This window comes from Roseivirga sp. E12 (assembly GCF_017592825.1).
Classification (GTDB): Bacteria; Bacteroidota; Bacteroidia; order Cytophagales; family Cyclobacteriaceae; genus Roseivirga.
Genome location: NZ_JAGFMD010000008.1, coordinates 61,673 through 86,706 on the forward strand (window position 1 = coordinate 61,673; position 25,034 = coordinate 86,706).

41 protein-coding genes are annotated in these 25,034 nt (G+C 40.4%); 2 read left to right on the forward strand and 39 right to left on the reverse strand.

The features are described from left to right. Position 1: 1 nt before the first annotated feature. Positions 2–1,588, reverse strand: a complete 1,587-nt coding sequence (locus J4E76_RS16410) for an acyl-CoA carboxylase subunit beta (protein WP_208505883.1) — start codon at positions 1,586–1,588, stop codon at positions 2–4. A 138-nt stretch (positions 1,589–1,726) separates the two neighbouring features. Here J4E76_RS16410 and J4E76_RS16415 point away from each other — a divergent pair, with 138 nt between their 5' ends. Beyond that, positions 1,727–2,668, forward strand: a complete 942-nt coding sequence (locus J4E76_RS16415) for an exopolyphosphatase (RefSeq protein WP_236017520.1) — start codon at positions 1,727–1,729, stop codon at positions 2,666–2,668. 4 nt (positions 2,669–2,672) lie between these two features. Beyond that, positions 2,673–3,752, forward strand: coding sequence for an Ldh family oxidoreductase (locus J4E76_RS16420; RefSeq protein ID WP_208505884.1), 1,080 nt, complete (start codon positions 2,673–2,675; stop codon positions 3,750–3,752). On the opposite strand, the gene J4E76_RS16425 is transcribed toward J4E76_RS16420, so the two are convergent. The 38 genes from J4E76_RS16425 to rpsJ all read right to left on the reverse strand — a co-directional run bounded on the left by J4E76_RS16425 (position 3,742) and on the right by rpsJ (position 25,031). Then, positions 3,742–4,308 (reverse strand): hypothetical protein, encoded by a 567-nt coding sequence (locus J4E76_RS16425; protein WP_236017521.1) that lies wholly within the window; start codon positions 4,306–4,308, stop codon positions 3,742–3,744. The two genes, J4E76_RS16420 and J4E76_RS16425, sit on opposite strands and share 11 nt — an antisense overlap. A 56-nt stretch (positions 4,309–4,364) precedes the next feature. Continuing rightward, entirely contained in the window at positions 4,365–4,664 is a 300-nt protein-coding gene (locus J4E76_RS16430; RefSeq protein ID WP_208505885.1) for a septum formation initiator family protein, read from the reverse strand. A 47-nt stretch (positions 4,665–4,711) separates the two neighbouring features. Further along, a complete protein-coding gene (locus J4E76_RS16435; protein ID WP_208505886.1) occupies positions 4,712–5,296 on the reverse strand; it encodes a hypothetical protein in 585 nt (194 codons plus the stop codon). Between the two features lie 150 nt (positions 5,297–5,446). Then, positions 5,447–6,733 (reverse strand): phosphopyruvate hydratase, encoded by a 1,287-nt coding sequence (eno, locus tag J4E76_RS16440; protein ID WP_208505887.1) that lies wholly within the window; start codon positions 6,731–6,733, stop codon positions 5,447–5,449. A gap of 12 nt (positions 6,734–6,745) precedes the next feature. Then, positions 6,746–7,858, reverse strand: coding sequence for a glutamine-hydrolyzing carbamoyl-phosphate synthase small subunit (gene carA / locus J4E76_RS16445; RefSeq protein ID WP_208505888.1), 1,113 nt, complete (start codon positions 7,856–7,858; stop codon positions 6,746–6,748). Positions 7,859–8,004: 146 nt separating this feature from the next. Further along, positions 8,005–8,658, reverse strand: a complete 654-nt coding sequence (rplQ, locus tag J4E76_RS16450) for a 50S ribosomal protein L17 (RefSeq protein ID WP_208505889.1) — start codon at positions 8,656–8,658, stop codon at positions 8,005–8,007. Positions 8,659–8,663: 5 nt separating this feature from the next. Then, a complete protein-coding gene (locus J4E76_RS16455; protein WP_208505890.1) occupies positions 8,664–9,653 on the reverse strand; it encodes a DNA-directed RNA polymerase subunit alpha in 990 nt (329 codons plus the stop codon). Between the two features lie 31 nt (positions 9,654–9,684). Continuing rightward, on the reverse strand, positions 9,685–10,290 hold the full coding sequence (rpsD, locus tag J4E76_RS16460; protein WP_208505891.1) for a 30S ribosomal protein S4: 606 nt from the start codon (positions 10,288–10,290) through the stop codon (positions 9,685–9,687). A gap of 18 nt (positions 10,291–10,308) precedes the next feature. Beyond that, positions 10,309–10,701, reverse strand: a complete 393-nt coding sequence (rpsK, locus tag J4E76_RS16465) for a 30S ribosomal protein S11 (protein ID WP_069844020.1) — start codon at positions 10,699–10,701, stop codon at positions 10,309–10,311. A 24-nt stretch (positions 10,702–10,725) separates the two neighbouring features. Continuing rightward, positions 10,726–11,103, reverse strand: a complete 378-nt coding sequence (rpsM, locus tag J4E76_RS16470) for a 30S ribosomal protein S13 (RefSeq protein WP_069844019.1) — start codon at positions 11,101–11,103, stop codon at positions 10,726–10,728. A gap of 2 nt (positions 11,104–11,105) precedes the next feature. Beyond that, the gene (gene ykgO / locus J4E76_RS16475) at positions 11,106–11,222 is read right to left on the reverse strand and encodes a type B 50S ribosomal protein L36 (protein WP_045460160.1); all 117 of its coding nucleotides are present in this window, start codon (positions 11,220–11,222) and stop codon (positions 11,106–11,108) included. Positions 11,223–11,228: 6 nt separating this feature from the next. Further along, the gene (gene infA / locus J4E76_RS16480) at positions 11,229–11,447 is read right to left on the reverse strand and encodes a translation initiation factor IF-1 (protein ID WP_069844018.1); all 219 of its coding nucleotides are present in this window, start codon (positions 11,445–11,447) and stop codon (positions 11,229–11,231) included. A gap of 1 nt (position 11,448) precedes the next feature. Further along, positions 11,449–12,222, reverse strand: a complete 774-nt coding sequence (gene map / locus J4E76_RS16485) for a type I methionyl aminopeptidase (protein WP_208505892.1) — start codon at positions 12,220–12,222, stop codon at positions 11,449–11,451. Beyond that, positions 12,222–13,550, reverse strand: a complete 1,329-nt coding sequence (secY, locus tag J4E76_RS16490; protein WP_208505893.1) for a preprotein translocase subunit SecY — start codon at positions 13,548–13,550, stop codon at positions 12,222–12,224. Before secY ends, map begins: the two co-directional genes overlap by 1 nt. 4 nt (positions 13,551–13,554) lie before the next feature. Beyond that, positions 13,555–14,001, reverse strand: coding sequence for a 50S ribosomal protein L15 (rplO, locus tag J4E76_RS16495; protein WP_208505894.1), 447 nt, complete (start codon positions 13,999–14,001; stop codon positions 13,555–13,557). A gap of 1 nt (position 14,002) precedes the next feature. Beyond that, positions 14,003–14,182 (reverse strand): 50S ribosomal protein L30, encoded by a 180-nt coding sequence (gene rpmD, locus J4E76_RS16500; protein WP_208505895.1) that lies wholly within the window; start codon positions 14,180–14,182, stop codon positions 14,003–14,005. A gap of 6 nt (positions 14,183–14,188) precedes the next feature. Further along, on the reverse strand, positions 14,189–14,704 hold the full coding sequence (rpsE, locus tag J4E76_RS16505; RefSeq protein ID WP_208505896.1) for a 30S ribosomal protein S5: 516 nt from the start codon (positions 14,702–14,704) through the stop codon (positions 14,189–14,191). A gap of 5 nt (positions 14,705–14,709) precedes the next feature. Further along, entirely contained in the window at positions 14,710–15,054 is a 345-nt protein-coding gene (gene rplR, locus J4E76_RS16510) for a 50S ribosomal protein L18 (protein WP_208505897.1), read from the reverse strand. A 6-nt stretch (positions 15,055–15,060) separates the two neighbouring features. Continuing rightward, positions 15,061–15,615: a 50S ribosomal protein L6 gene (gene rplF / locus J4E76_RS16515; protein WP_208505898.1), complete on the reverse strand. Its 555-nt coding sequence runs from the start codon at positions 15,613–15,615 to the stop codon at positions 15,061–15,063. A gap of 13 nt (positions 15,616–15,628) precedes the next feature. After that, complete coding sequence (gene rpsH / locus J4E76_RS16520) at positions 15,629–16,024, reverse strand: 30S ribosomal protein S8 (RefSeq protein ID WP_208505899.1); 396 nt, start codon at positions 16,022–16,024, stop codon at positions 15,629–15,631. A gap of 153 nt (positions 16,025–16,177) precedes the next feature. Next, a complete protein-coding gene (gene rpsN, locus J4E76_RS16525) occupies positions 16,178–16,447 on the reverse strand; it encodes a 30S ribosomal protein S14 (RefSeq protein ID WP_208505900.1) in 270 nt (89 codons plus the stop codon). A gap of 2 nt (positions 16,448–16,449) precedes the next feature. Continuing rightward, entirely contained in the window at positions 16,450–17,013 is a 564-nt protein-coding gene (gene rplE, locus J4E76_RS16530) for a 50S ribosomal protein L5 (RefSeq protein WP_208505901.1), read from the reverse strand. Further along, positions 17,006–17,344, reverse strand: coding sequence for a 50S ribosomal protein L24 (gene rplX / locus J4E76_RS16535; protein ID WP_208505902.1), 339 nt, complete (start codon positions 17,342–17,344; stop codon positions 17,006–17,008). Before rplX ends, rplE begins: the two co-directional genes overlap by 8 nt. Before the next feature lie 2 nt (positions 17,345–17,346). Next, positions 17,347–17,715, reverse strand: coding sequence for a 50S ribosomal protein L14 (gene rplN / locus J4E76_RS16540; RefSeq protein ID WP_208505903.1), 369 nt, complete (start codon positions 17,713–17,715; stop codon positions 17,347–17,349). 2 nt (positions 17,716–17,717) lie between these two features. Continuing rightward, positions 17,718–17,975: a 30S ribosomal protein S17 gene (gene rpsQ, locus J4E76_RS16545; RefSeq protein WP_069844403.1), complete on the reverse strand. Its 258-nt coding sequence runs from the start codon at positions 17,973–17,975 to the stop codon at positions 17,718–17,720. Between the two features lie 7 nt (positions 17,976–17,982). Further along, complete coding sequence (gene rpmC / locus J4E76_RS16550) at positions 17,983–18,177, reverse strand: 50S ribosomal protein L29 (RefSeq protein ID WP_208505904.1); 195 nt, start codon at positions 18,175–18,177, stop codon at positions 17,983–17,985. 2 nt (positions 18,178–18,179) lie between these two features. Next, complete coding sequence (rplP, locus tag J4E76_RS16555; protein ID WP_208505905.1) at positions 18,180–18,602, reverse strand: 50S ribosomal protein L16; 423 nt, start codon at positions 18,600–18,602, stop codon at positions 18,180–18,182. Between the two features lie 24 nt (positions 18,603–18,626). Further along, positions 18,627–19,355 (reverse strand): 30S ribosomal protein S3, encoded by a 729-nt coding sequence (rpsC, locus tag J4E76_RS16560; RefSeq protein WP_208505906.1) that lies wholly within the window; start codon positions 19,353–19,355, stop codon positions 18,627–18,629. 3 nt (positions 19,356–19,358) lie between these two features. After that, positions 19,359–19,757, reverse strand: a complete 399-nt coding sequence (gene rplV / locus J4E76_RS16565) for a 50S ribosomal protein L22 (RefSeq protein WP_208505907.1) — start codon at positions 19,755–19,757, stop codon at positions 19,359–19,361. Next, positions 19,757–20,032: a 30S ribosomal protein S19 gene (rpsS, locus tag J4E76_RS16570; RefSeq protein ID WP_208505908.1), complete on the reverse strand. Its 276-nt coding sequence runs from the start codon at positions 20,030–20,032 to the stop codon at positions 19,757–19,759. The genes rplV and rpsS overlap by 1 nt, the downstream gene beginning before the upstream one ends. 6 nt (positions 20,033–20,038) lie before the next feature. Continuing rightward, positions 20,039–20,863, reverse strand: a complete 825-nt coding sequence (gene rplB / locus J4E76_RS16575) for a 50S ribosomal protein L2 (RefSeq protein WP_208505909.1) — start codon at positions 20,861–20,863, stop codon at positions 20,039–20,041. A gap of 10 nt (positions 20,864–20,873) precedes the next feature. Then, positions 20,874–21,161: a 50S ribosomal protein L23 gene (gene rplW / locus J4E76_RS16580; RefSeq protein WP_208505910.1), complete on the reverse strand. Its 288-nt coding sequence runs from the start codon at positions 21,159–21,161 to the stop codon at positions 20,874–20,876. 5 nt (positions 21,162–21,166) lie between these two features. Continuing rightward, positions 21,167–21,793 carry a 50S ribosomal protein L4 gene (rplD, locus tag J4E76_RS16585; protein ID WP_208505911.1) on the reverse strand — a complete coding sequence of 209 codons (627 nt, stop codon included), beginning with the start codon at positions 21,791–21,793 and terminating at the stop codon, positions 21,167–21,169. A gap of 4 nt (positions 21,794–21,797) precedes the next feature. Continuing rightward, positions 21,798–22,430 (reverse strand): 50S ribosomal protein L3, encoded by a 633-nt coding sequence (gene rplC, locus J4E76_RS16590; RefSeq protein WP_208505912.1) that lies wholly within the window; start codon positions 22,428–22,430, stop codon positions 21,798–21,800. A 131-nt stretch (positions 22,431–22,561) separates the two neighbouring features. After that, positions 22,562–23,209, reverse strand: a complete 648-nt coding sequence (locus J4E76_RS16595) for a hypothetical protein (RefSeq protein ID WP_208505913.1) — start codon at positions 23,207–23,209, stop codon at positions 22,562–22,564. Continuing rightward, positions 23,199–24,200, reverse strand: coding sequence for a DUF4221 family protein (locus J4E76_RS16600; protein ID WP_236017522.1), 1,002 nt, complete (start codon positions 24,198–24,200; stop codon positions 23,199–23,201). The genes J4E76_RS16595 and J4E76_RS16600 overlap by 11 nt, the downstream gene beginning before the upstream one ends. 122 nt (positions 24,201–24,322) lie before the next feature. Next, positions 24,323–24,616: a hypothetical protein gene (locus tag J4E76_RS16605; protein ID WP_208505915.1), complete on the reverse strand. Its 294-nt coding sequence runs from the start codon at positions 24,614–24,616 to the stop codon at positions 24,323–24,325. 109 nt (positions 24,617–24,725) lie between these two features. Next, a complete protein-coding gene (rpsJ, locus tag J4E76_RS16610) occupies positions 24,726–25,031 on the reverse strand; it encodes a 30S ribosomal protein S10 (protein WP_069835034.1) in 306 nt (101 codons plus the stop codon). Positions 25,032–25,034 lie beyond the last annotated feature (3 nt).

Below are 25,034 nucleotides of genomic sequence, written 5' to 3' on the forward strand. Positions count from 1 at the left end.
CTTATAATGGTATGTTACCGTGTTTCTTTTTAGGTAAAGTATCTACCTTGTTTTCCAGCATACTGAAAGCTCTTATTAGCTTTAAGCGGGTAGTCTCTGGTGTGATCACTTCGTCAACATATCCCCTTCTCGCTGCTCTATAAGGATTGGCAAACTTAGCCGTATATTCATCTACTTTCTCTTGAAGTTTTGCTTCAGGATCGTCTGCCGCAGCAATTTCTCTTTTAAAGATGATTTCTGCAGCTCCCTTTGCTCCCATCACCGCAATCTCTGCCATTGGCCATGCATAGTTCATATCAGCACCAATATGCTTTGAGTTCATTACGTCATAAGCACCTCCATATGCCTTTCTGGTGATTACCGTAATTCTCGGTACAGTGGCTTCAGCAAACGCGTACAACAACTTGGCTCCATTAGTAATAATCCCTCTCCACTCTTGGTCAGTTCCTGGCAAGAACCCAGGAACATCTTCGAGCACTAATAGTGGGATGTTAAAGCTATCGCAAAAACGAACAAATCTTGCACCCTTCACACTGGCATCAATATCCAATACACCTGCTAAGGATGCGGGTTGATTACCAACAATACCTATCGATCTTCCACCAATTTTAGCGAAGCCAACAATAATATTTTCTGCATAGTTCTTATGCACCTCAAAGAACGTATCCTCATCAATCAAGTGCTCAATGACCTCATGCATATCATAAGGTTGATTCGGATTGTCAGGAATAATGTCATTGAGTTTTGTACGAATCTCATTATCTGCACTATAGCTATAAACTGGCGCATCTTCCTCGCAATTCTGAGGAATATAGGAGATCAGCTTCTTAATATCGTTCAAACATTGTACCTCGTTGGCAGAGGAGAAGTGCGTAACTCCACTTTTAGTACTATGGGTACTGGCACCACCTAGTTCTTCAGCAGTCACATCTTCTTGCGTAACGGTCTTCACTACGTTAGGACCAGTTACGAACATATAGGATGTGTTCTCTACCATAAAGATAAAATCCGTAATGGCTGGGGAATAAACAGCGCCACCAGCGCATGGCCCCATAATAGCAGATATTTGAGGAATCACTCCTGAAGCTCTTGTGTTCCGATAGAATATATCGGCATAGCCACCTAGCGAAACAACTCCTTCTTGGATACGAGCACCACCCGAATCGTTCAAACCAATTATTGGGGCGCCATTTTTCATGGCCAAATCCATCAGCTTGCAAATCTTTTCAGCATGCGTCTCAGACAGGGAACCACCAAATACAGTAAAGTCCTGAGAATAGACGTAAACCAAACGGCCATTGACAGTACCATAGCCAGTGACGACACCATCTCCCAAGTAAATTTCTTTGTCGAGCCCGAAATCAGTCGCACGGTGCTCTACAAACTTTCCAATCTCTTCAAAAGTGCCCTCATCTATTAACAGCGTAATACGCTCTCTCGCGGTAAGTTTACCTCTCTTATGCTGTGCCTCTATTCGCTTTTCTCCACCACCGAGCATCGCTTGGTCGTTCTTTGATTGAAGCAAAGCATATTTCTCTTCTTTGCTTAAAATCCGTGCTTCAGATGGCCCGTTTTGCTGATCTCCCATAGGTACTTTGTTAAGTAGCCAAAGATATATAGATAGACTCAAAAAAGAATTTTCAGCACTAGTAATTCCACAATCGGAAGATTCATTATTTATCAATATGCCTTATATTCGGCCATCCTTATAAAAGGCCTACTGAGTATGCGTAAAGCAGTTATTGATCTTGGAACAAACACCTTTCATCTCTTTATCGTGGAAATCGATCAAGGGACGATCAACACGCTTTATAAAGAAAAAATCGCAGTTAAAATTGGGCAGAATGGTATTAGTAAGGGCAAAATCGCCAATGATGCCATCAAACGAGCCATACATACACTGAAAATCTTTAAAACCGTCATCGATCAGTTCGAAGTAACCGATGTGAAAGGTGTCGCCACAAGCGCAATTCGCAGCGCAAGGAATGGCCAATCGGTGATTGACGAGATTGAGCAAGAAACAGGTATTCGTATCAACGTTATTTCAGGAGACTTAGAGGCCGAACTGATTTTTGGAGGTGTGAAGGCCGCTCTGAATCTGACCAATCAAAACCAGCTGGTGATGGATATTGGTGGGGGCAGTGTCGAATTCATTATCGGTAACAATCAGCAAATATCTTGGAAAAGAAGCTTTGAAATAGGAGCTCAACGTCTACTGGACAAGTTTCACAAAAGTGATCCTATGCCAGCTGAGAATGTCGATCAAATGTTTGACTGGCTTTCCGAAGAGCTTCTAGAACTTAAAGAAGCACTAGAAACCCATAAACCAATAGGCATTATTGGTTGCTCAGGTACGTTTGACACGCTCTCTGAGATATACCTTCAGCAAATTAAAAAAGAACGGAAGGCTACGAGCACGACTTTCAAACTGCCGATTAAGGACTACCACGATATTCATCGTTCTTTACTCATTAAAGACAAGGCAGAGCGATTAGCAATTCCGGGCATGGTAAGTATGCGAGTCGATATGATTGTAGTTGCTAGTTGTTTGATCTCCTTCGTGATTGAACATTTAGATGTGAAAAACATCACCGCTTGCACATATGCCCTAAAAGAAGGTTTACTCTTTTCAGACAAAGCCTTAAACGAAACTTCAGAAAGTAATTAAGCTCATGGCCATTTATACTCATAAAGCGCTTTACGATTTCGCTCATGCCATTTTCATAAAAATAGGTTGCTCTGAAACAGATGCAACCATCGCATCAGATACCTTATTGTCAGCAGACCTTAGAGGTGTTGATTCGCATGGAGTGGCAAGACTAAGCGGATACGTCAGGTTGTGGGATAAAGGAAGAATCAATGCTACTCCCAACATTAGGATTGTACATGAGTCTCCAAGTACCGCAGTGGTTGATGGGGATGCTGGACTTGGTTTGGTAGTTGCGCCTTTTGCAATGCAAGTAGCCATTGAAAAGGCTAAAAACGCTGGAACAGGATGGGTTGCTGTAAAAAACTCCAACCATTATGGTATAGCTGGTTATCATGCTATGAAGGCTCTAAGTCATGACATGATTGGCATGTCAATGACAAATGCTAGTCCTTTGGTAGCTCCTACTTTTTCCAAAGAGCGACTCTTAGGAACTAACCCGATAGCCGTTGCCATTCCTGCTAACGAAGAACCTCCTTATGTAGGTGACTTTGCTACTACAACGGCTGCAAATGGTAAACTCGAGATTCTACAAAGAAAAGATGAACCTGCACCTGAGGGTTGGATTCAGGATGAGGAAGGCAATGTGACCACCAATGCTTATGGGGTAAAACAAGGTGGTGCTTTGAGACCACTCGGTGGAGATAGATCGAATGGTAGTCACAAAGGATATATCCTTGGATCAATGGTTGATATTTTCTCGGCTGTACTCTCCGGAGCCAACTACGGTCCGTGGGCACCTCCGTTTGTCAGCTTTATGGATCCTGTAAGCGATCCTGTTGGCGAAGGTTTAGGTCATTTTTTTGGCGCCATGCGTGTGGATGCTTTCAGACCTGCTGATGACTTCAAAATACATATGGACAAATGGATTAGGCGATTCAGAAATTCAGAACCTGTTCACAAAGAAGAACCTGTACTTATTCCTGGTGATCCAGAACGAGCGATGGAGAAAGAGCGTGAAGCAAACGGTATTCCTATCCTAGATGCTGTAGAGAATGATCTTAAAGAACTTGGAGATCGATTTGGTGTAAGCCTTAAAGGGTAATACCCCCACGAATTACGATCGCACTGTTATAGGGAGATCTGAGGTCATCATGCAATAGGTTGAGGAGTACCGTCAAATTAACACCACCTCTACCGAAAACTGGTTGAAACACACCACCACCTATAAACAAACCTGGCACCCACTCTCTCACTGTTCCTTGGGATCCATCAAATGATGGGAATTCAGTATTCAGCGTTTCAAACTCAGCATGGGCGAAGATATTATCGAATACTCTATGTCTCAAAAATGTCCTTCCGCCATAGACGCTATTGGTTACTTTAAATTGGTTGCCTGAGGGTCTAGCCAGGAATTCTCTCGATAAGTAGAGATACGTAGTTCCAACGCCCACAGAAAAGTCATCATTAATCATATAACCAGCCAGTGGGGAAACATCAATAAAGGTGAATCTGTTGCCCAGGTTGAAAGAGAAGTTTCCTCCAAAATAGACTCTTTCTTTAAAGCTTAGAGATTCAGGTTCTTCTTCGAAATAGACCTGAGCATTTGATAGTGAAACAAGTCCAAATGCCAGCGTTAGTGTGAGTAAAAGCTTCTTCATATGCACTGTAAACGAAAAAGTCCTCGAAAGAGGACTATAATTCTTGAATATTTTTCTTAGTCTTCGCTGACTACGATGTACAAATCTTCTGAGGGCTTTTTCATGAGATAATTCTCCCTTGCAAACTTCTCAAGGAGCTCCTTATTTGTACTCAACTCTTCCTTGTCCTTTAACACTTCGACCTTCTTATCTATATAGAAGGCTTTTTGGGCTTTCAGCCCGTTTAACTTTTGTGTCATTTTAATTTGAGAAACTACATCGTTGGAGTCAACAAAGAGCATCCATACGATAAAGAAGGTTCCGAAAAGGAAATAGTAGTTCTTAAAGAATTTTGGAATCTTGGCGAAAGGATTCATTGTATAAAAGTAATCAACTTTTCACCAAGATTCCAAAAAGAGTATTCTTAGTTGTTTGGCGCACCACCGTCAACCCATGCAAGAATACTTGTAATCTGAGCATCAGACAAGGCTGGAGACCCGCCTGGAGGCATTGTTCTACCGGCCACTCTGTTTCTGATTGCAGCAGCTCTAGGTTGCACATCACCAAAACCGTTGATCGCAAAAGGCGCATTACCACCATCCACATGACAACCTGAAGTTGCACATCTCGCTGTAAAGATCGGTGCTATATCATTTGCAAATGAAGGCACTGAGGCTGGAGAATCAACAATAGTCACTTGTGTAGTTCCAGAACAACCTTGGCTGGTGCGTGCAGTTACTGTGTATTGTCCTGCAGCTAAACCAGTGAATGTGCCTGAAGATTGGAACGTATTTCCATCAATACTATATTCAAAAGTACCACTCCCTCCAGTAGCTGAAGCAGTGAAGCTACCATCGGATTGACCGCTGGCCGCATTTGTGTTATTTGAAATAGCAATTGCAACGGCTACAGCGCATGGATCGGGTTGATCATCGCCTCCTCCATCACTACCACAGGCAGAGACAATGAGGGCAAGTGCTAAGAGCGAGTAAAGAAGTTTAGTTTTCATAATCAATCATTTGTAGCCTATACCTAGTCAAGCGAAAAAGGCTGCGATGATTTCATAAATAATTCTCAATTAATCGAAAGATGTCAGTCAAACAACAAAAAGCCCCTTCTGTGCTTTACAGAAGGGGCTCCGTTTCTTGTAAATTCTGCTCTAGTAAGCGTTTCTGAAATTGCTTCCAGGAAACTTTCCTACTTCACCTAATTCTTCTTCAATTCTTATCAATTGATTGTACTTGGACATTCTATCAGAGCGAGAAGCAGAACCTGTTTTAATCTGACCCGTGTTTAAAGCAACAGCTAAGTCAGCTATCGTATTATCTTCAGTTTCGCCTGACCTATGCGACATCACAGCTGTATAGCCATTTCTGTTGGCAAGACTCACTGCTTCAATAGTCTCAGTCAAAGTACCAATCTGGTTTACTTTAATTAAGATTGAATTGGCAATGCCATTGTCAATTCCTCTTTGAAGTCTGGTTACGTTCGTCACAAATAGATCGTCACCGACAAGCTGCACCTTATCACCAATCTTAGTGGTCAATGCCTTCCATCCTTCCCAATCATCTTCAAACATTCCATCTTCGATAGAAATAATTGGATATCTCTCACTTAGATCGGCCAAATAATCGGCCATCTCTACAGGAGAAAGCTTCTTGCCAGTTGAATCTTTGAAGTAATACACTTTTTCGTCTTCCAAATAGAACTCAGAAGAAGCTACGTCCAGCGCATATACGATATCTTCTCCAACCTTATAACCTGCGTTTTCCACAGCTTCTGAGATTACTTGAAGTGCCTCATCATCAGAACCAAGGTTAGGAGCAAAACCACCTTCATCGCCAACGTTTGTCGCTAAACCTCGGCTTGAAAGTACCTTCTTCAAGTTATGGAAGATCTCTGCACCCATTCTGATCGCATCAGAGAAAGTATCAGCACCTACAGGCATGATCATGAATTCCTGAAAGTCGATGGAGTTGTCAGCATGAGAACCTCCATTGATAATATTCATCATAGGCACTGGAAGTGTATTAGCACTTACCCCACCAACGTATCTGTAAAGTGGAAGTCCTAACTCAGCAGCAGCAGCTTTAGCAACAGCTAAAGAAACACCAAGGATCGCGTTGGCTCCCAGCTTACTCTTGTTATCCGTACCGTCTGCTTCGATCATGATTTTGTCAATCAGGTTTTGTTCGAATACAGAAAAGCCAATCAGCTCATCAGCCAAGATATCATTTACATTCTCGACCGCTTTCTTAACTCCTTTACCAAGGTATTCATTACCGCCATCGCGTAGTTCGACAGCCTCGTGTGCTCCTGTAGAAGCGCCCGAAGGAACGGCAGCACGACCAAGAACTCCGTTTTCAGTGATTACATCTACTTCAACTGTAGGATTACCTCTAGAGTCCAGAATTTGTCTGGCGTGAATACTTTCTATTAAACTCATAATTTGTTTGTCTTACGATTTGATAAGGTTGATAAATTGATCGAACAAATAACGTGAATCGTGAGGACCTGGTGATGACTCTGGGTGATATTGTACGGAAAACGTTTTCTTACCTTTTACTTGAATTCCTGCGCAAGTATCATCATTTAAGTTTATATGCGTCAACTCAACTACATCTGAATTTTCAACGTCTTCTCGGCTTACGGCAAAACCGTGATTTTGAGAGGTTACTTCGCTCTTACCAGATACCAAATTCTTTACCGGGTGATTTAACCCCCTGTGGCCATTGTGCATTTTGAAAGTAGAAATACCGCATGCCAATGAGATAATTTGATGCCCTAGACAGATCCCAAATAATGGCCTATCAGCCGCCATGATATCTTGAGCTGTCTTGATGGCATAATCCATAGAAGACGGGTCTCCAGGACCATTAGACAAGAAGTAACCATCGGGGTTCCATGCTTTCATTTCTTCGAAAGGTGTTTTCGCATTGAAAACCTTCAAATAACTACCTCGACTTGCCAAGTGATTAAGAATACTGGTTTTTACTCCCAGATCAAGCACCGCAATTTTATGACTGGCATTTTCATCGCCTACGAAATATGGTTCTACTGTACTGACAAATGATGATAGCTCTAGACCTTCCATAGAAGGTACTTCTGCCAACCTTCTTTGTAGCTCATCATCAGACAAATCTTCTGAAGAGATGATGGCGTTCATTGCACCTTTACTTCTGATATGGCGTACCAACAAACGGGTATCTAATTCGGATACTCCGACAATGTTGTTGTTCTCAAGGTATTCTTGCAGAGAACCGTCAGCCATACTTCGGCTATAGTCTTCTGAGAAAGTATTGACAACAAGTCCAGTGATCTTTGGTGAGTCAGACTCATTTTCAGAATCTTCAACACCATAGTTTCCGATGTGAGAAGTGGTGTTTACAACGATTTGACCGTAGTAAGAAGGGTCCGTGTAAATTTCCTGATAACCTGTCATACCTGTATTAAAGCAGATTTCTGCTCCTACAGTCCCTATTTTTCCGATGGCAATTCCTTCAAAGCGAGATCCGTCTTCTAGCAAGAGGACTGCTTTCTTTTGAGATAAATTCAATGTGTTATGCGACATATGTTGATGGGCGTGCGACTTTTCGCATCGTGCAAAAATAAGCTCAAAAGTTTACCGAGCAAAACTGATTTTGTCAGAGTGAACATACGTCACAAAAAAAGGGATTGAACTTCCGCTCAATCCCTTTTAAAATTTATTAGAATGGACTATTCTCCGTCCTTCTTTTCTTCTTCAGAATCATCAGCAGAAGCTTCTGGCTCAGTAGCCTCATCTGCTTCTGCAGCTGGTGCTTCTTCCTCAGTTGCAGCTTCAGTAGTTTCTTCTACTTCTGCCTCAACTACTTCTTCTACCTCAGGAGCTGCCTCTTCAACAACCTCAGCTACTTCCTCTACTACAGCTTCTTCAACTACAGTTTCGGTTGCAACAGCCTCAGCTGCCTTCTTCTTACCACCTCTTCTTCTCGTGCTCTTCTTCTTAGGTGCTGCTTCTTCTAACAACAACTCGTTGTAGTCAACCAACTCGATGATACACATATCAGCATTATCACCTAACCTGTTGTTAGTTTTGATAATTCTTGTGTATCCACCTGGACGTGTAGCTACTTTCTCAGCGATCTCGTTGAAAAGTGTAGAAACAGAATCCTTGTCTTGTAGGTAAGAGAAAACAATTCTTCTAGAATGTGTTGTATCATCTTTAGCCTTCGTGATCAATGGCTCAACATATTTTCTCAACGCCTTTGCTTTCGCTACAGTAGTTGTGATTCTTTTATGCTGAATCAAAGAAGAAGCCATGTTAGACAGCATTGCCTTTCTGTGAGGCGCTGTTCTACTTAAGTGATTAAATTTCTTCCCGTGTCTCATTTCTCTTACTCCTCTTCGAGTTTATATTTTGCCAAGTCCATTCCGAAAGTCAGGTTCTTATCAGCAACAAGTTGCTCTAGCTCAGCTAAAGACTTCTTACCGAAGTTTCTGAATTTCATCATGTCTGAAATTTCTAATCTTACCAAATCGCCCAATGAACGAACGTCAGCAGCTTTCAAGCAGTTGTAAGCTCTAACTGAAAGATCAAGATCATTCAAATTAGTTTTCAATAGCTTACGCATGTGAAGCATTTCTTCATCTACTTGCTCTGGCTCATCTAGTGCTCCAGTTTCTAAAATCATGTTCTGATCAGAGAATAGCATGAAGTGCTGAATCAAAATGTGAGCTGCACCTTTCAATGCATTTTCAGGGTGGATAGAACCATCAGTTTTGATATCCAACACAAGCATTTCGTAGTCAGTTTTCTGCTCTACCCTTGTGTTTTCCACACTGTACTTAACATTTTTGATTGGTGTGAAGATGGCATCGATCGGAATGTATCCGAACACTTGCTCAGAAGGTCTGTTTTCTTCCGCTGGAAGGTAACCTCTACCCTTCTCGATTGTCAATTCAATCTCGAACTTGATACCGTTATCTAAGTAACAAACCACATCTTCTGGATTCAGAATCTCAAAAGCACTAGTGAATTTTCCAATGTCACCAGCTGTGAATTTGTCTTGACCTTCGATCACTACATTTATCTTGTTGTCAACAGTGTCAGAAATCTTTTTGAATCTTACTTTTTTAAGGTTCAAGATGATCTCAGATACGTCTTCAACTACACCCTCAATTGTAGAGAACTCATGCAGTACGCTAGGAATCTTGATTCCTGTGATTGCATAGCCTTCTAAAGAAGAAAGTAAAATTCTTCTTAGTGCATTACCAACTGTTACCCCGTAACCTTTTTCCAATGGTTTAAATGTGAACAGACCGTGAAAATCGTCTGCCTTCTCCATCACCACCTTCTCCGGGATTTGAAATGCTAGTATTGACATATATCTTAAATTTAAAAGGTTCTTAAATGTATTATTTAGAGTAAAGCTCGACAATAAGCTGCTCTTTGATATTCTCAGGAATATCTTCTCTTGCAGGCGTATTGATTACCGAACCAGTCATTTCTGACTTATTCCACTCTAACCAAGGGTACTTCTGTACAGAATTAGCGCCTAAGCTATCAGTGATCAACTCAAGAGATTTTGACTTCTCTCTTACACCAATCACGTCAGTTGACTTCACCTGGTAAGAAGGGATGTTCAACACTTCACCGTTGATGGTGATGTGCTTGTGAGACACTAACTGTCTCGCAGCTCTTCTTGTAGGTGCAATACCTAGTCTGAAAACGATGTTATCTAATCTTGCCTCCAATAACTGAAGTAAGATCTCACCGGTAATTCCCGACTTTGCCGAAGCTTTATCGAAAAGGTTAGCAAACTGCTTCTCTAAAACACCATAAGTGTATTTAGCCTTTTGCTTCTCCATCAATTGGATTGCATATTCAGATTGCTTTCTTCTTCTACTCCTGCCATGCTGGCCTGGAGGATAAGCTTTCTTTTGTAATGCTTTGCTGTGACCAAAAATAGGATCATTAAATCTCCTTGCAATTTTAGCCTTTGGACCTCTATATCTTGCCATTACTAATAATTTCTAAAATTAAACTCTTCTTCTTTTTGGAGGACGACATCCATTGTGTGGTAATGGAGTCACATCTCTAATGAGTGTTACTTCGATACCAGAGTTCTGGATAGTTCTGATAGCAGATTCTCTACCTGCACCAGGTCCTTTTACAAAGACTTCTACTTTTCTTAAACCCAATTCATATGCCTTTTGAGCACAATCCTGAGCTGCTTGTTGTGCAGCATATGGGGTGTTTTTCTTTGAGCCTTTGAAGCCCATCTTTCCTGCCGAAGCCCAAGAGATCACTTGACCTTGTTGGTTGGTCAAAGAGATGATGATGTTGTTGAAAGACGCCTTAATGTGCGCCTGTCCAAGTGCATCCACCTGTACTACTCTCTTTCTTGCTTTATCTTTTCTTTTCTCAGCCATCTTTATAATATTATTAAGCTGTTATTACTTAGTAGCTTTCTTCTTGTTAGCAACCGTCTTTCTCTTACCTTTTCTGGTTCTAGAGTTGTTCTTAGTATGCTGACCACGAACAGGCAAGCCTCTTCTATGTCTCAAACCTCTGTAGCAACCGATATCCATCAATCGCTTGATGTTCAATTGTACTTCAGACTTAAGCACACCTTCGATTTTGAACTCTTCACTAATGATAGTTCTTATCGCTTTCTGCTGGTCATCGTCTAGCTCACCAATTTTGGTGTTGACATCAATACCTGCTTTGTTCAGCACATAGTTAGCCGAGCTACGACCAATACCGAAAATGTATGTTAAACCAATTTCGGATCTCTTGTGATCTGGAATATCTACTCCTGCAATCCTTGCCATAATTATCCTTGTCTTTGTTTGAATCTAGGATTCTTCTTGTTAATCACGTACAACTTTCCGTTTCTGCGGATTACCTTACAATCAGCGCTACGCTTCTTGATGGACGCCTTTACCTTCATCGTTAGTTATTTATACCTGTAAGTAATTCTACCCTTTGTTAAATCATAAGGCGACATTTCAAGCTTTACTTTGTCACCTGGTAATATTTTGATATAGAACATTCTCATTTTTCCTGAGATGTGCGCTAGCACTACATGTCCATTTTCCAATTCAACACGAAATGTCGCATTGGGCAATGCCTCAATGATAGTTCCGTCTTGCTCTATAGATCCTTGTTTCGCCATATTAAAGTTTTACTACTTCTTCTATGTATTTATGCGTTGTCAATATTTCTGTTCTATCCTTGAAGATGGCCACCGTATGTTCATAATGTGCCGATGGCTGACGATCTCTCGTTCTAATAGTCCATCCGTCACTTTCTTGAACAATGTTTCTAGTTCCCAAATTGACCATCGGCTCAATGGCTATCACCAAACCTTCATTCAATTTCGGGCCCCTTCCACGTTTTCCGTAGTTTGGTACTTCTGGTCCTTCATGTAGGCTTCTGCCTAAACCATGACCTACCAACTCTCTCACCACTGTATAACCTCTGTCTTCCACATACTTCTGGACGGCATAGGCTACATCTCCTATTCTGTTACCAAACTTGGCCTCTTCAATACCTTTATACAACGACTCTTTCGTTGCTTTAAGAAGTGATAATGTCTCTGGGGAAATTTCTCCTACTGGGTACGTATAAGCGGAATCGCTATGAAAACCTTTGTAGAAGACTCCACAATCTATAGAGATTATATCACCGTCTTTCAATTCGTATTCGCTAGGAAATCCATGAACGACTACTTCGTTCGTAGATATGCAAAGCGTTGCTGGAAATCCATTGTATCCTTTAAAGGAAGCTTTGGCTCCATGATCTGCGATAAACTCTTCAGCTATCTTGTCCAGATCTTTTGTTTTTACGCCAGCCTTTACATGCTTGGCTACTTCTCCGTGTGCTTTCCCTAAAATTTGGGCACTTTCACGAATCAGTTCAATTTCTTCTTCAGTCTTATAAAAGATCATTATGCAACAGCTACACTCTGAGATCTTCCTCTCATCTTGCCTGACTTCATCATACCTTCATAATGTCTCATAAGAAGGTAGCTTTCTATCTGCTGCAAAGTATCTAATATTACACCTACCATAATAAGTAGGGACGTTCCTCCGTAGAACAACGCAAACTGATCACCAACACCAGCATTTCTAGCAAACACAGGAAGTACTGCAATGATTGCCAAGAAAATAGATCCTGGTAATGTAATTCTATCCATTACATCTCCAATAAAGTCTGAAGTAGGCTTTCCTGGTTTGATACCTGGAATAAATCCGCCATTTCTCTTCAAGTCATCAGCCATACTCGATGGATTCACCGTGATGGCAGTATAGAAGAATGTAAATGCTATAATCAATATGCCGAAAACGACATTGTATTGCCATGAATATGGATTAGCAAAAATCGTTGTGACTTTCAATGCAAAGTCGTTTGTATCTGCCCACATCTGACCAAGCAATGTTGGAAGTATCATTAGTGCTTGTGCAAAAATGATAGGCATTACACCTGAGGCATTCACTTTAAGTGGAATGAACTGACGTTGTCCGCCATATACCTTACCACCTACTACTTGCTTTGCATATTGTACCGGTATTCTTCTTGTTGCCTGTACTAGTGCAACTGTAACCACCACTACAAAGAATAACACGATCAATTCAACAACTGTAAATAAAGCTCTGCTGATTCCGTTGGTCTCTACAAACTCAAACCAAGCAGCGCCTGGCAAGCTTGAGATAATACCAATCATGATCAACATTGAGATACCATTACCAATACCCTTGTCAGTGATCTTTTCACCTAACCACATACAGAACATTGTGCCTGAAGTCAATAGGATCATTGAAGAGATCAAGAAAAGTGTAGGGTCCACATTTGGAGAAACTGCACCTTGCTGAATGATGGTCACTTTGATATAACCAAAACTCTGAGCTAGTGTCACCAATATGGTTAGTACTCTTGTAATCTGAGTAATCTTCTTACGACCAGATTCGCCTTCTTTTTGCATTTTCTGGAAGCTAGGAACTGCCACTGTCATCAACTGAATTACAATTGAAGCAGATATATAAGGCATAATACCTAATCCAAAAAGGGACGCTCTACTAAAAGAACCTCCTAATAATGTATTCAAAATACCTAGTATACCACCATCTGTATCACTCAGCGCTGCTGGGTCAACTCCAGGAAGTACAACGAAAGAACCAAGTCTGAAAATGATAAGGAACCCTAGCGTAGCTAGGATTCTATTTCTTAGTTCCTCGATGGAAAAAATGTTCTTTATGGTGGTAAAGAATTTCTTCATATGATTAAAGGTTTGTAACTGTTCCTCCTGCTTTTTCTATTGCCGCTGTAGCAGCTGCAGAAAACTTATGGGCCGTTACTTCTACTTTAGCTTTTAATTCTCCTCTTCCGAGTACTTTGATCAAGTCATTCTTTCCTGCTAAACCATTAGCTATTAATAACTCATTGGTTATTGCAGACTCTCCTGTCTTCTCAGCCAAATCCTGAAGTGTATCAAGATTAATTGCTTTGTACTCTACTCTGTTAGGACTTGTGAAACCAAACTTAGGTACACGTCTCTGTAAAGGCATTTGACCGCCTTCGAAACCAGACTTACGTGAATAACCTGATCTTGACTTAGCACCTTTGTGCCCTCTTGTAGAAGTACCACCTCTACCAGAACCTTGACCACGTCCTATTCTCTTACTACTCTTAGTAGAACCTTCTGCAGGTTTTAATGTATTCAGTCTCATCTTATGCTTCCTTTACAGATACAAGGTGATTTACTTTATTTACCATTCCAGCAATCTGAGGAGTCAATTCAACTTCTACAGATCTGTTGATCTTACCTAGACCTAAAGCTTGGATAGTTCTCTTCTGCCTTTGCGGTCTGTCGATGGTACTTTTTGTTTGCGTGATAATAACCTTTGCCATGATCTCTTAACCGTTAAAAACTTTACTCAATTCAACGCCTCTTTGCTGTGCAACAGCATAAGGATCTCTCATTTGCAATAGGGCATCAAAAGTCGCCTTCACCACGTTGTGTGGGTTAGAAGAACCTTTTGATTTTGCTAGTACGTTATGAATTCCTGCGCTTTCAAACACAGCACGCATTGCACCACCAGCAATTACTCCTGTACCTTCAGAAGCTGGCTTCACCAAAACAAGGCCTCCACCATATTTACCAAGTACTTCGTGAGGAACTGTTCCTTTGAATACTGGAACTTTCACCAAGTTTTTCTTAGCATCATCTATTCCTTTGGTAATCGCATCTGTTACCTCATTGGCTTTACCCAAACCATAACCGACAACACCATTTCCGTCACCAACAACAACAATTGCAGAGAAGCTAAATCTTCTACCACCCTTTACCACTTTGGCAACTCTCTTTATTGCTACAACCTTCTCTTTCAAGTCGATTTCACTAGCCTTAATTGCTTTCATATTCTGTGTCATCTCGATTAAAATTTAAGACCGCCTTCTCTTGCTCCATCAGCTAACGCCTTCACTTTACCGTGGTAGATATATCCGTTTCTATCGAATACTACCTCAGTAATTCCATTCGCAACTGCCTTTTCTGCTAACTTCTTCCCTACTTCTTTAGACATTGCAACGTTGGTGTTTTCTTTCGCACCAAGCTCAGTCGATGAAGCTGCTACTAAAGTATGCCCTTTCTGATCATCAATGATCTGAGCATAAATTTTCGCATTACTCTTGAATACAGAGATTCTAGGTCTTTGACTAGTACCAGAGATCTTTGCTCTAATACCTTGTTTGATTCTAAGTCTACTATTTCTAACAGCCATGATCTCTTATTTAGCAGCAGTTTTACCAGCTTTCCTTCTAATTTGCTCACCAACGAATCTGATACCTTTACCTTTGTAAGGCTCAATTTTTCTCAGTGATCTTATTTTTGCAGCAACCTGACCAATCAATTCCTTATCGGTACTTGCCAAGGTTACGATAGGGTTCTTACCCTTTTCCATTTTAGCAGCAGTCTGAACTTCTGCAGGCACTGACATATAAATGTTATGTGAGTAACCCAAGTTAAGTTCTAAAACGTTGTTTGAAACTGCCGCTTTATATCCAACACCTACTAGCTCTAGTTCTTTTGTATAACCATTGCTTACACCCTCTACCATATTGTTCAATAAAGAACGGTAAAGACCATGAAGTGCCTTATGTCTTTTTTGCTCAGTGGGTCTTTCAACTTTAACCACACCCTCATTTACTGAAACCTTGATCTCTGGATTAACTTCCTGAGTCAATTCTCCTTTTGGTCCTTTTACAGTTACCACATTCTCAGCAGAAACTTCTACAGTTACACCAGCAGGAAGATTTATCGGTTGATTACCAATTCGTGACATTCTTTCTCAGTTTTTAGTATACGTGACACAAAACTTCACCACCAATATGCTCAGTTCTAGCTTCCTTATCGGTCATAATGCCTTTAGAAGTAGAAACGATAGCGATACCAAGGCCATTTAAAACTCTTGGCATATCATTCGCACCAACATACTTTCTTAAACCAGGCTTGCTAATTCTTTCAAGCTTAACGATTGCTGGTTGTTTAGTAGAGGGATTGTACTTCAATGCAATCTTAATGTTGCCTTGAGGTCCAGTCTCTTCAAACTTAAAGTTCTGGATGAACCCTTTTGAATGAAGCACCTTTGTGATTTCCTTCTTCACCTTCGAAGATGGAACTTCGACTATTCTATGATTCGCAGTGATTGCGTTTCTTAGTCGCGTTAAATAATCTGCTATTGGATCAGTCATTTTAAATTTTTTGTGAGTTCTAGATCACTCTAGAACACTTTGTACTTCTGGCGATATCTCCCAGAAAGCAATATTTTATAAAAGTTAAATACCTTCCGCCCGAAAGCGGGCTGCAAAGGTATTAAATTAATTTAGTTATTAAAAGAAAAGTAATTACCAACTTGCCTTGGTCACACCTGGTATTTTACCAGCTGAAGCCATCTCTCTGAACGTTACCCTAGAGATACCAAATTTTCTCATGTATCCTTTAGGACGTCCTGTCAGCTTACACCTATTGTGAAGTCTTACCGGTGAAGCGTTTCTAGGTAGTTTATCTAAACCTACGTAGTCACCTTCAGCCTTAAGTCTTGCACGCTTAGCTGCATACTTTGCTACAAGTCTTTCTCTTTTTCTTTCTCTAGCTTTTACTGCTGCTCTAGCCATTTCTAGTCGTTATTTTTTTTACCACCTGCGAAAGGCATACCGAATGCTTTTAACAATTCGTAGCTTTCTTCATCTGTATTTGCAGTCGTAACAAACGTTACATCCATTCCTGAAATCTTGTTAATCTTATCGATTGAGATTTCTGGGAAAATGATTTGCTCTTTGATCCCTAATGTATAGTTACCTCGTCCGTCAAAGCCTTTGTCTTTAACACCTCTGAAGTCTCTTACTCTAGGAAGTGCAATATTCAAAAGACGATCAATGAATTCAAACATTCTATCACCTCTCAATGTAACTCTTGCACCAATTGGCATTCCTTCTCTTAACTTAAAGTTTGAGATTGAATTTTTCGCTATTGTAGCTACAGCTCTTTGGCCTGTGATTGTTGTTAATTCTTCAACACCAATATCTACCAATTTCTTGTCTGCTACAGCAGCACCAATACCTTTGTTGACTACCACTTTAGTAATCTTTGGTACTTGCATTACAGAGGTGTACTCGAATTTTTCCTTTAAAGCCGGAACAATCTCTGCGTTATATCTTTCCTTTAATCTCGGACTAGCCATTGTTGATTACCTCCCCAGATTTTTTAGCGTATCTAACTAATTTACCTTTGTCATCAGCCTTACGACCTACTCTTGATGCTTCTCCACTTGAAGGATCTACCACCATAAGATTTGACAAATGAATGGAAGCCTCAGTTTTGTCGATGCCACCATTTGGATTGCTTGCTGAAGGTTTGATGTGTTTAGAAACAACATTAACACCTTCTACAATCGCTCTATATTTTCCAGGCTGTACTTCTAGTACTTTACCTGTTTTGCCTTTAGAGTTTCCAGAGATCACCTTAACGGTATCTCCTTTTCTCACGTGAAGCTTTACTGTTGATGTAGCCATGATTATAGTACTTCAGGAGCTAGTGAAACAATTTTCATGAATTGCTTTTCACGCAATTCTCTTGCAACTGGACCGAACATACGAGTACCTCTCGGCTCATCGTTCTGGTTCAGCAATACAGCAGCGTTATCTTCGAACCTGATGTAAGAGCCGTCTTTACGTCTTACTTCTTTTTTGGTTCTAACCACTACCGCTTTAGAGACAGTACCTTTTTTAAGGCTACTTGAAGAGTGAGCTGCTTTTACAGAAACTACAATCATATCTCCTACGCTGGCGTACTTCCTTTTAGTACCTCCTAGCACACGGATACAAAGCACCTCTTTGGCACCACTGTTATCCGCTACATTAAGTCTTGATTCTTGCCTGATCATAATTACTTAGCTCTTTCAATAACCTCAATTAGTCTCCAACGCTTATTCTTACTCAGCGGACGAGTCTCCATGATCTTTACAGTATCACCGATACCACAATCATTTTTCTCGTCATGAGCGGCAAACTTGGAAGTTTTCTTAACAAACTTTCCATAAATCGGGTGCTTCTCTCTTCTTTCTACAGCAACAGTAATGGTTTTATCCATTTTGTTACTAGTCACAATCCCGACTCTTTCTTTTCTAAGATTTCTAGTCTCCATGCTCATCTTATTTAGCTAATTCCTTAGCTCTTAATTCTGTTTTCAATCTTGCGATCAATTTCTTCGCCTGTCTGATCTTCATAGGATTTTCGATAGGAGAAATAGAGTGAGCAAAATTCAATTTCTGAAGGCTTTCTACCTCAGTTCCGATTTTTTCGTTTAGCTCCTCAACAGAGAGGGCTGCTATTTCTAAATTCTTCATAACTATCCTCCTACGTAATCTCTACGAACAACAAATTTTGTTGAAATAGGAAGCTTTTGGGCTGCAAGCCTCAATGATTCCTTAGCTAATTCAACACTAACTCCTGAAGATTCGAACAATACGGTTCCAGGCTTAACACATGCTACCCAATAATCAGGTGCACCTTTACCCTTACCCATTCTTACTTCAGCAGGCTTCTTTGTAACTGGCTTGTCTGGAAAAATTCTAATCCAAACCTGGCCTTCTCTCTTCATCGCTCTTGTCATCGCGATACGAGCAGCTTCTATTTGACGGCTTGTGATCCAACCTGGCTCAAGCGACTTAATACCAAACGTTCCGAAAGACAAAGTGTGACCTCTCTGTGCGATACCACGCACACGGCCCTTTTGCATCTTTCTAAACTTAGTTCTCTTCGGCTGTAACATCTTCTCTCTTGTTTAAAAAGGTGATTACTTCTTCTTGTTTCTATTAGGCCTTCTTGCTCCTCCGCCTCTTCTATCTCTGTCGCCACCCATTTGATTGCTGGCGCCTACATTAGGAGAAAGGTCCCTTTTACCGAATACCTCACCTTTGAAGATCCATACTTTGATTCCGATCTTTCCGTAAACAGTATCTGCCTCAGAAATAGCATAATCGATATCAGCTCTTAGTGTATGCAAAGGAATTCTACCATCCTTGTACATTTCAGTACGTGCCATTTCAGCACCACCTAATCTACCAGAACATTTGATTTTGATTCCTTGAGCACCAACTCTTACAGCGGAAGCAATTGCTTGCTTCATGGCTCTTCTATATGAAATTCTTGCTTTCAGTTGTTGAGCGATTGACTCACCTACCAACTTTGCATCTAGTTCAGGGCGTTTAATCTCGAAGATATTGATCTGAACATCTTTGCCAGTCAATTTTTTAAGCTCTTCCTTAATACGATCAACTTCCTGACCACCTTTACCAATAACAACACCTGGTCTGGCAGTGTGTACCGTGATAGTGATTCTCTTGATAGTTCTCTCAATGATTACCTTAGAGATTCCTCCCTTTGGAATACGAGCCTCTATATACTTTCGAATCTCTTGATCTTCCACTAATTTATTTGGGAAGTCTTTGCCACCGTACCAATTGGAATCCCAACCTCTTACGACACCTAACCTGAACCCAATAGGATTTACTTTCTGTCCCATCTGTTATTTATCAGTTTCGTTATTTACTTCTTCTACTACTTCAGCGGTAACGTTGGTATCGTTCTTAGAAGCGATGACCATAGTCACATGATTAGATCTCTTTCTGATTCTATGAGCTCTACCTTGTGGAGCAGGTCTCAATCTCTTCAGCATACGGCCACCATCTACTCTGATTTCTTTGATATAAAGATCTGCATCTTCAAGTCTCTCATCTTCGTTTTTAGCTTGCCAGTTGGCAATAGCGGAAAGCAACAGTTTTTCAAGTCTTGCAGCACCTTCTTTAGCCTCGAACTTCAACATGTTCAATGCTCTGTTTACCTGCTGGCCTCTGATCATATCAGCAACCATTCTCATCTTACGAGCTGAGGTAGGTACATTATTTAGTTTTGCTATTGCTTCCATTATCTTCTCTTATCCTTTTTAGCAATGTGACCTCTGAAATTTCTAGTTGGTGCAAATTCTCCGAATTTGTGACCTACCATGTTTTCAGTTACAAAGACAGGGATGAATTTGTTTCCGTTGTGTACAGCGAAGGTATGACCAACAAAATCAGGGGAGACCATTGATCTTCTGGACCATGTTTTGATCACTGATTTCTTGCCAGAGTTATTCATAGCATCGACTTTGTTTTCAAGTCTGAAATCGATATAAGGTCCTTTTTTTAATGAACGTGCCATTGTTGATTATTTCTTCTTTTTACCAATTATCAATTTGTTCGAGTACTTCTGAGGAGTACGTGTCTTCTGACCTTTGGCAAAAATACCATTTCTAGATCTTGGGTGACCTCCAGAAGATTTACCTTCTCCACCGCCCATTGGGTGATCGACAGGGTTCATCACAACGCCTCTTACTCTTGGTCTTCTACCTAACCATCTCTTGCGGCCAGCTTTACCAAGTCTTACGTTCATATGCTCTGCATTACCAACAGACCCGATAGTCGCCATACAAGCAGTAAGAATGTTTCTCATTTCGCCTGAAGGCAATTTAAGAGTCGCATACTTTCCTTCTCTAGCAACAAGCTGCACATAAGAACCTGCACTTCTCGCCATAGCTGCACCTTTACCTGGCTTGAACTCTACATTGTGTACAATTGTACCCAATGGAATCTTAGCTAGTGGTAGTGCATTGCCTACTTCAGGAGCTACATTCTCTCCAGACACTACTGTCTGTCCAACTTGTAAACCTGTAGGAGCAATGATGTATCTTTTCTCTCCATCAGCATAGAATAACAAAGCTACCCTTGCTGATCTTGATGGATCATACTCAACACTTTTTACAGTTGCTGGTACATCAAACTTTTCTCTTTTGAAGTCGACAATTCTCAACTTCCTCTTATGACCACCACCCATGTAGCGCATGGTCATTTTACCGCTGTTATTTCTACCACCAGATCTCTTAAGAGGAGCTAACAACGACTTCTCAGGAGTTGCCGTAGTTACATCTGCGAAATCAGGCGCAATTCTGTGCCTGGTTCCTGGTGTCATTGGTCTTAGTTTCTTAACGCCCATTGCTCTCTAATTAAATGCCGCTGTAAAAGTCAATTACTTCACCATCAGCAACAGTTACGATGGCTTTCTTGAATGAATTCTTTCTACCAGAAATGATTCTGGACTTAGTGTATCTAGACTTCATTTTGCCTTGATATCTCATAGTGTTTACATTTTCTACTGTAACACCGTACATATCTTCAACAGCTTTCTTGATCTCGACCTTGTTGGCGTCCTCATCTACGATGAAGCCGTACTTGCCGCTCTCATTAAGCTCTGATACTTTCTCCGTTACTAAAGGCTTCTTTAAAATACTCATGTCGCTTACTTTAGTAGGTTTTCTATTTTCTCAACTGAACTCTCGCTGATCAACAAGCTATCTGCATTCAATACATCGTATGTACTTAATGTGTCTGCAGTGATCACCTTAGTGTTTTGTAAGTTACGTCCTGAAATGACTACGTTCTTGTCCTCATTAGAAACCACGAAGAGTGTTTTCTTGTCGGCAACAGAAAGGCTATTCAAAACATTTACAAAATCCTTAGTTTTTGGAGCATCGAAAGAGAAGTCTTCCAAAACCATTAGGCTATTATCCTTGGCTTTATAAGCCAATGCTGATTTTCTCGCTAAAGCCTTAAGTTTCTTATTCAACTTAAAACCATAGTTTCTTGGTCTTGGACCGAATACACGACCTCCACCTCTGAAAATAGGTGACTTGATACTACCAGCTCTGGCGGTACCAGTTCCCTTTTGCTTCTTTATCTTTCTAGTAGAACCAGAGATCTCTGCTCTTTCCTTCGACTTGTGAGTACCCTGGCGTTGGTTAGCTAGGTATTGTTTCACATCTAGGTAGATCGCGTGATCGTTTGGCTCGATCGCAAAGATATCATCAGAAAGGCTCACCTTTCTTCCTGTATCTTCTCCGCTGTTTTTTAATACTGCAATCTCCATCTTCTTATTTCTCTAGTACTACGATTGAATTCTTAGCGCCAGGTACAGACCCGCTCACTACAATAAGATTCTTCTCAGGTACAACCTTCATTACTTCAAGGTTAATAACAGTTACTCGATCGTTACCCATTCTACCTGCCATACGAGTACCTTTAAATACTCTTGCAGGATATGAAGCACCACCGATAGAACCAGGAGCTCTCAACCTATTATGTTGACCGTGCGTAGCTTGTCCAACACCAGCGAAGCCGTGTCTCTTTACTACACCCTGAAATCCTTTACCTTTTGAGGTTCCGATAGCGTCAACAAAATCACCTTCTTTGAATACATCTCCGACAGTGATCTGGTTACCCAACTCTACCATTCCTTCAAATTCCTCACGGAAATCTCGAAACTCAACTACCTTTTGCTTTGGAGTTGTATTGGCCTTTTTAAAGTGGCCTTTCAACGCATTGGGAGTATTTTTCTCCTTACGCTCTCCATAAGCTAATTGAACAGCTTGGTATCCGTCTGTTTCCTCATTTTTTACTTGCGTTATCACACAAGGACCAGCCTCTATCACTGTGCATGCGACATTACGTCCATCGGCACTGTATACGCTAGTCATTCCGACTTTTTTTCCGATAATTCCAGACATCTTTCAATTCATTTTAAGCACCATAAATACAGTGCTCCCGCGAAACGGACTGCAAAGATAGGGATTTAATATTTTGTTACAAGACGTCTAATTAAAAAAAGGACTAATATTTTCAGCCCAATTCTGAAAGCTCACATTCTGAAGTTTATGAGGACTTTCCCTGCTTTTTTCCACCTGATAAAGCCAGCAGGACCGGAAGAATTCACTCTTGGGTCATTACACTTAGACAGGTCATGACGGACTTTTATCCAATCACCTTGAATATCCATTAAATTAAGACAATCGTTAGAAGATACACTGGTAGATTTCGATGACCCACTAGGTGATTTATAAATTCTATTGTCAAGACTAATTAAATGATGAACGGAGTAAAGAAAATCTTCCCAACCCTCAACGTCCTTCTCAGTACCGTATATCCAGCCCTCCTCCAGGGTATCTTCATTAACAATGACCTTTAACTTATTTCCATTTATCTTAATTACTCTTAAGGTCATAAAACCTCTTAGCTGTCCGTAACGGAGAGGTCTGAAGTCCATTAAGTCTCGGGCACGAGAAGAAAGGTAAAGCCTGCCTTGACCATCACTGAATTGAGCCCTTACATCATATAAAGAACTTTTTAATTCTGTGCTTTCGTAAACCTTAATCGAACTTGACTGATCAGGTGAGAAATGAAAAACTCCCATTCCAATGCTTAAATCCTCCTGGCTACAAGAATTAAGAAATACTACAATAAATAGTAGGTAAAAACACCAGGAGCAATTAACCTTCTTATTTTTCATAAGGTTCGAACTTATAGCTCAACAATTCGAGTTTGTCATCGTGTTTATTAAAAGCAACAAACATCAAACCTTCGCGTGAAACAATAGGGTAGATATAATAATTCTGAGGAAATTGAATTTCCCTTACCTTTTCAAAATTCGAATCAGAAAAAATTAAGTAAAAGACCGGATCATCATCTACACTTAGGACTTCACCTCTATGTAAACGATAGTATAACTTCCTGTTTGGGTCAAATATTACTGGATAGAATGTTAATGACTTTATTTGGTGCTCAACCCTAGACATATTAAACCCTGAAGAAAAGTCCTTGATTGGCTGGGCGAAATTTTGAGTATAAGCACTTTCTAACTTATACCCCGTCTTATTAGTACTTAGAAAAACATCGGACGACATTTCGAAATTATACACTATATCTTGGCCCTTCCGATAATAACCTATACCTCCCATAGCCCCGTAGTCTCCATCCAGTCTAGAGTAATCTAACGGAAAACCTATATCAAGAGGAACGATAAGCCTTTTATCAAGATACACTTTAGCTAGCTTGCTTCCCCTATATTTTTGTGGCTGCACCCTCTCCAAAGAATTTATCTCCATCACAATAGAACTGTCAGACGGAGAGTACTGAAGTCCTGTGTATTGATTTCCTCTAAGTTCGAAAACACCCTGATCTAGTCCATTCATGTCTCGGCTTTGGCTATTAATCGATAACCGCTGCAGAACAGTTCCTTCAATGTTTATTTTTGTTAGATAGTTATGGCTCTCAACTAATACAACACTCTCAGTCAGAAATGTCATGCTTCTCACATCAGATATGAAATTCGGTCCCTCCCTAGTAAGATCAATTTTCTTTACATACTTCCTTTTTGAAAGATTGATGAGAGACAAACTATGATCCAGCCGATTATAGAAAATCAAGTATTCCACCCCCTCAACTTCAATCAAAGCAGGCCTGCTCAAAGTTGATGAAGTACTCTTTGGTAATTCAATCAATATAGTATCCGTTTCAATTGAATCAGATAGGTGAGCACGTTGATTACTGCAAGAGCCAAAAAAAAGAACTATAAAAACAAACAACGCTCCTTTTATAGAACCCAGAAAACTTACGGTAAACACTAGATACGATTAAAACAACCAGGACCACCACCTAGAATTTCAGAAGTCGTTTCATCGGGTGAGCATACGTCAATAATAGTTCTAAGAACAGCACCGCATATAACCGGCCCGTCACAATTGCTGTTCCAATCAGAATGTGCTTGTAATATCTGATTTCTACCACACACCCACATTTCTCCCCCTGCCTCACAGCTTTGGTTTCCAGTTTGCCCCTGAGTGACATTGCTAATTAAAATTATGAGCGTAGCTACTACAGTTAAACTCAATTTTTTTACATAAATTATATTTTTCATAGTAATTATATTTATTTATTTATTAAATAATATAATGAACTTTAACCTCATTGACAACAAAAAAGGCTCACTTTTCAGTGAGCCTTTCCATTTATGATTTTAGGTTCTATTAAACCTTGATTTCTACATCAACACCTGAAGGCAATTCAAGCTTCATAAGGGCATCAACAGTCTTAGCACTTGAAGAGTAGATATCTACTAATCTTTTGTAAGTACAAAGCTGGAATTGCTCACGAGCTTTCTTGTTCACGTGTGGTGATTTCAACACTGTAAATTTCTCTTTCACTGTTGGCAATGGAATAGGACCACTCACTACAGCTCCAGTAGTTTTTACTGCTCTCACAATCTTCTCTGATGACTTATCCACCAAGTTGTGATCGTATGACTTTAATTTAATTCTAATCTTCTGTGTCATTAT

Bases quoted from the DNA above. Each gene is read 5' to 3' on its own strand.
- J4E76_RS16410 (WP_208505883.1), bottom strand. From the start codon at position 1,588: ATGGGAGATCAGCAAAACGGGCCATCTGAAGCACGGATTTTAAGCAAA.
- J4E76_RS16415 (WP_236017520.1), top strand. From the start codon at position 1,727: ATGCGTAAAGCAGTTATTGATCTTGGAACAAACACCTTTCATCTCTTT.
- J4E76_RS16420 (WP_208505884.1), top strand. From the start codon at position 2,673: ATGGCCATTTATACTCATAAAGCGCTTTACGATTTCGCTCATGCCATT.
- J4E76_RS16425 (WP_236017521.1), bottom strand. From the start codon at position 4,308: ATGAAGAAGCTTTTACTCACACTAACGCTGGCATTTGGACTTGTTTCA.
- J4E76_RS16430 (WP_208505885.1), bottom strand. From the start codon at position 4,664: ATGAATCCTTTCGCCAAGATTCCAAAATTCTTTAAGAACTACTATTTC.
- J4E76_RS16435 (WP_208505886.1), bottom strand. From the start codon at position 5,296: ATGAAAACTAAACTTCTTTACTCGCTCTTAGCACTTGCCCTCATTGTC.
- eno (WP_208505887.1), bottom strand. From the start codon at position 6,733: ATGAGTTTAATAGAAAGTATTCACGCCAGACAAATTCTGGACTCTAGA.
- carA (WP_208505888.1), bottom strand. From the start codon at position 7,858: ATGTCGCATAACACATTGAATTTATCTCAAAAGAAAGCAGTCCTCTTG.
- rplQ (WP_208505889.1), bottom strand. From the start codon at position 8,658: ATGAGACACGGGAAGAAATTTAATCACTTAAGTAGAACAGCGCCTCAC.
- J4E76_RS16455 (WP_208505890.1), bottom strand. From the start codon at position 9,653: ATGTCAATACTAGCATTTCAAATCCCGGAGAAGGTGGTGATGGAGAAG.
- rpsD (WP_208505891.1), bottom strand. From the start codon at position 10,290: ATGGCAAGATATAGAGGTCCAAAGGCTAAAATTGCAAGGAGATTTAAT.
- rpsK (WP_069844020.1), bottom strand. From the start codon at position 10,701: ATGGCTGAGAAAAGAAAAGATAAAGCAAGAAAGAGAGTAGTACAGGTG.
- rpsM (WP_069844019.1), bottom strand. From the start codon at position 11,103: ATGGCAAGGATTGCAGGAGTAGATATTCCAGATCACAAGAGATCCGAA.
- ykgO (WP_045460160.1), bottom strand. From the start codon at position 11,222: ATGAAGGTAAAGGCGTCCATCAAGAAGCGTAGCGCTGATTGTAAGGTA.
- infA (WP_069844018.1), bottom strand. From the start codon at position 11,447: ATGGCGAAACAAGGATCTATAGAGCAAGACGGAACTATCATTGAGGCA.
- map (WP_208505892.1), bottom strand. From the start codon at position 12,222: ATGATCTTTTATAAGACTGAAGAAGAAATTGAACTGATTCGTGAAAGT.
- secY (WP_208505893.1), bottom strand. From the start codon at position 13,550: ATGAAGAAATTCTTTACCACCATAAAGAACATTTTTTCCATCGAGGAA.
- rplO (WP_208505894.1), bottom strand. From the start codon at position 14,001: ATGAGACTGAATACATTAAAACCTGCAGAAGGTTCTACTAAGAGTAGT.
- rpmD (WP_208505895.1), bottom strand. From the start codon at position 14,182: ATGGCAAAGGTTATTATCACGCAAACAAAAAGTACCATCGACAGACCG.
- rpsE (WP_208505896.1), bottom strand. From the start codon at position 14,704: ATGACACAGAATATGAAAGCAATTAAGGCTAGTGAAATCGACTTGAAA.
- rplR (WP_208505897.1), bottom strand. From the start codon at position 15,054: ATGGCTGTTAGAAATAGTAGACTTAGAATCAAACAAGGTATTAGAGCA.
- rplF (WP_208505898.1), bottom strand. From the start codon at position 15,615: ATGTCACGAATTGGTAATCAACCGATAAATCTTCCTGCTGGTGTAACT.
- rpsH (WP_208505899.1), bottom strand. From the start codon at position 16,024: ATGACTGATCCAATAGCAGATTATTTAACGCGACTAAGAAACGCAATC.
- rpsN (WP_208505900.1), bottom strand. From the start codon at position 16,447: ATGGCTAGAGCAGCAGTAAAAGCTAGAGAAAGAAAAAGAGAAAGACTT.
- rplE (WP_208505901.1), bottom strand. From the start codon at position 17,013: ATGGCTAGTCCGAGATTAAAGGAAAGATATAACGCAGAGATTGTTCCG.
- rplX (WP_208505902.1), bottom strand. From the start codon at position 17,344: ATGGCTACATCAACAGTAAAGCTTCACGTGAGAAAAGGAGATACCGTT.
- rplN (WP_208505903.1), bottom strand. From the start codon at position 17,715: ATGATCAGGCAAGAATCAAGACTTAATGTAGCGGATAACAGTGGTGCC.
- rpsQ (WP_069844403.1), bottom strand. From the start codon at position 17,975: ATGGAGACTAGAAATCTTAGAAAAGAAAGAGTCGGGATTGTGACTAGT.
- rpmC (WP_208505904.1), bottom strand. From the start codon at position 18,177: ATGAAGAATTTAGAAATAGCAGCCCTCTCTGTTGAGGAGCTAAACGAA.
- rplP (WP_208505905.1), bottom strand. From the start codon at position 18,602: ATGTTACAGCCGAAGAGAACTAAGTTTAGAAAGATGCAAAAGGGCCGT.
- rpsC (WP_208505906.1), bottom strand. From the start codon at position 19,355: ATGGGACAGAAAGTAAATCCTATTGGGTTCAGGTTAGGTGTCGTAAGA.
- rplV (WP_208505907.1), bottom strand. From the start codon at position 19,757: ATGGAAGCAATAGCAAAACTAAATAATGTACCTACCTCAGCTCGTAAG.
- rpsS (WP_208505908.1), bottom strand. From the start codon at position 20,032: ATGGCACGTTCATTAAAAAAAGGACCTTATATCGATTTCAGACTTGAA.
- rplB (WP_208505909.1), bottom strand. From the start codon at position 20,863: ATGGGCGTTAAGAAACTAAGACCAATGACACCAGGAACCAGGCACAGA.
- rplW (WP_208505910.1), bottom strand. From the start codon at position 21,161: ATGAGTATTTTAAAGAAGCCTTTAGTAACGGAGAAAGTATCAGAGCTT.
- rplD (WP_208505911.1), bottom strand. From the start codon at position 21,793: ATGGAGATTGCAGTATTAAAAAACAGCGGAGAAGATACAGGAAGAAAG.
- rplC (WP_208505912.1), bottom strand. From the start codon at position 22,430: ATGTCTGGAATTATCGGAAAAAAAGTCGGAATGACTAGCGTATACAGT.
- J4E76_RS16595 (WP_208505913.1), bottom strand. From the start codon at position 23,209: ATGAAAAATAAGAAGGTTAATTGCTCCTGGTGTTTTTACCTACTATTT.
- J4E76_RS16605 (WP_208505915.1), bottom strand. From the start codon at position 24,616: ATGAAAAATATAATTTATGTAAAAAAATTGAGTTTAACTGTAGTAGCT.
- rpsJ (WP_069835034.1), bottom strand. From the start codon at position 25,031: ATGACACAGAAGATTAGAATTAAATTAAAGTCATACGATCACAACTTG.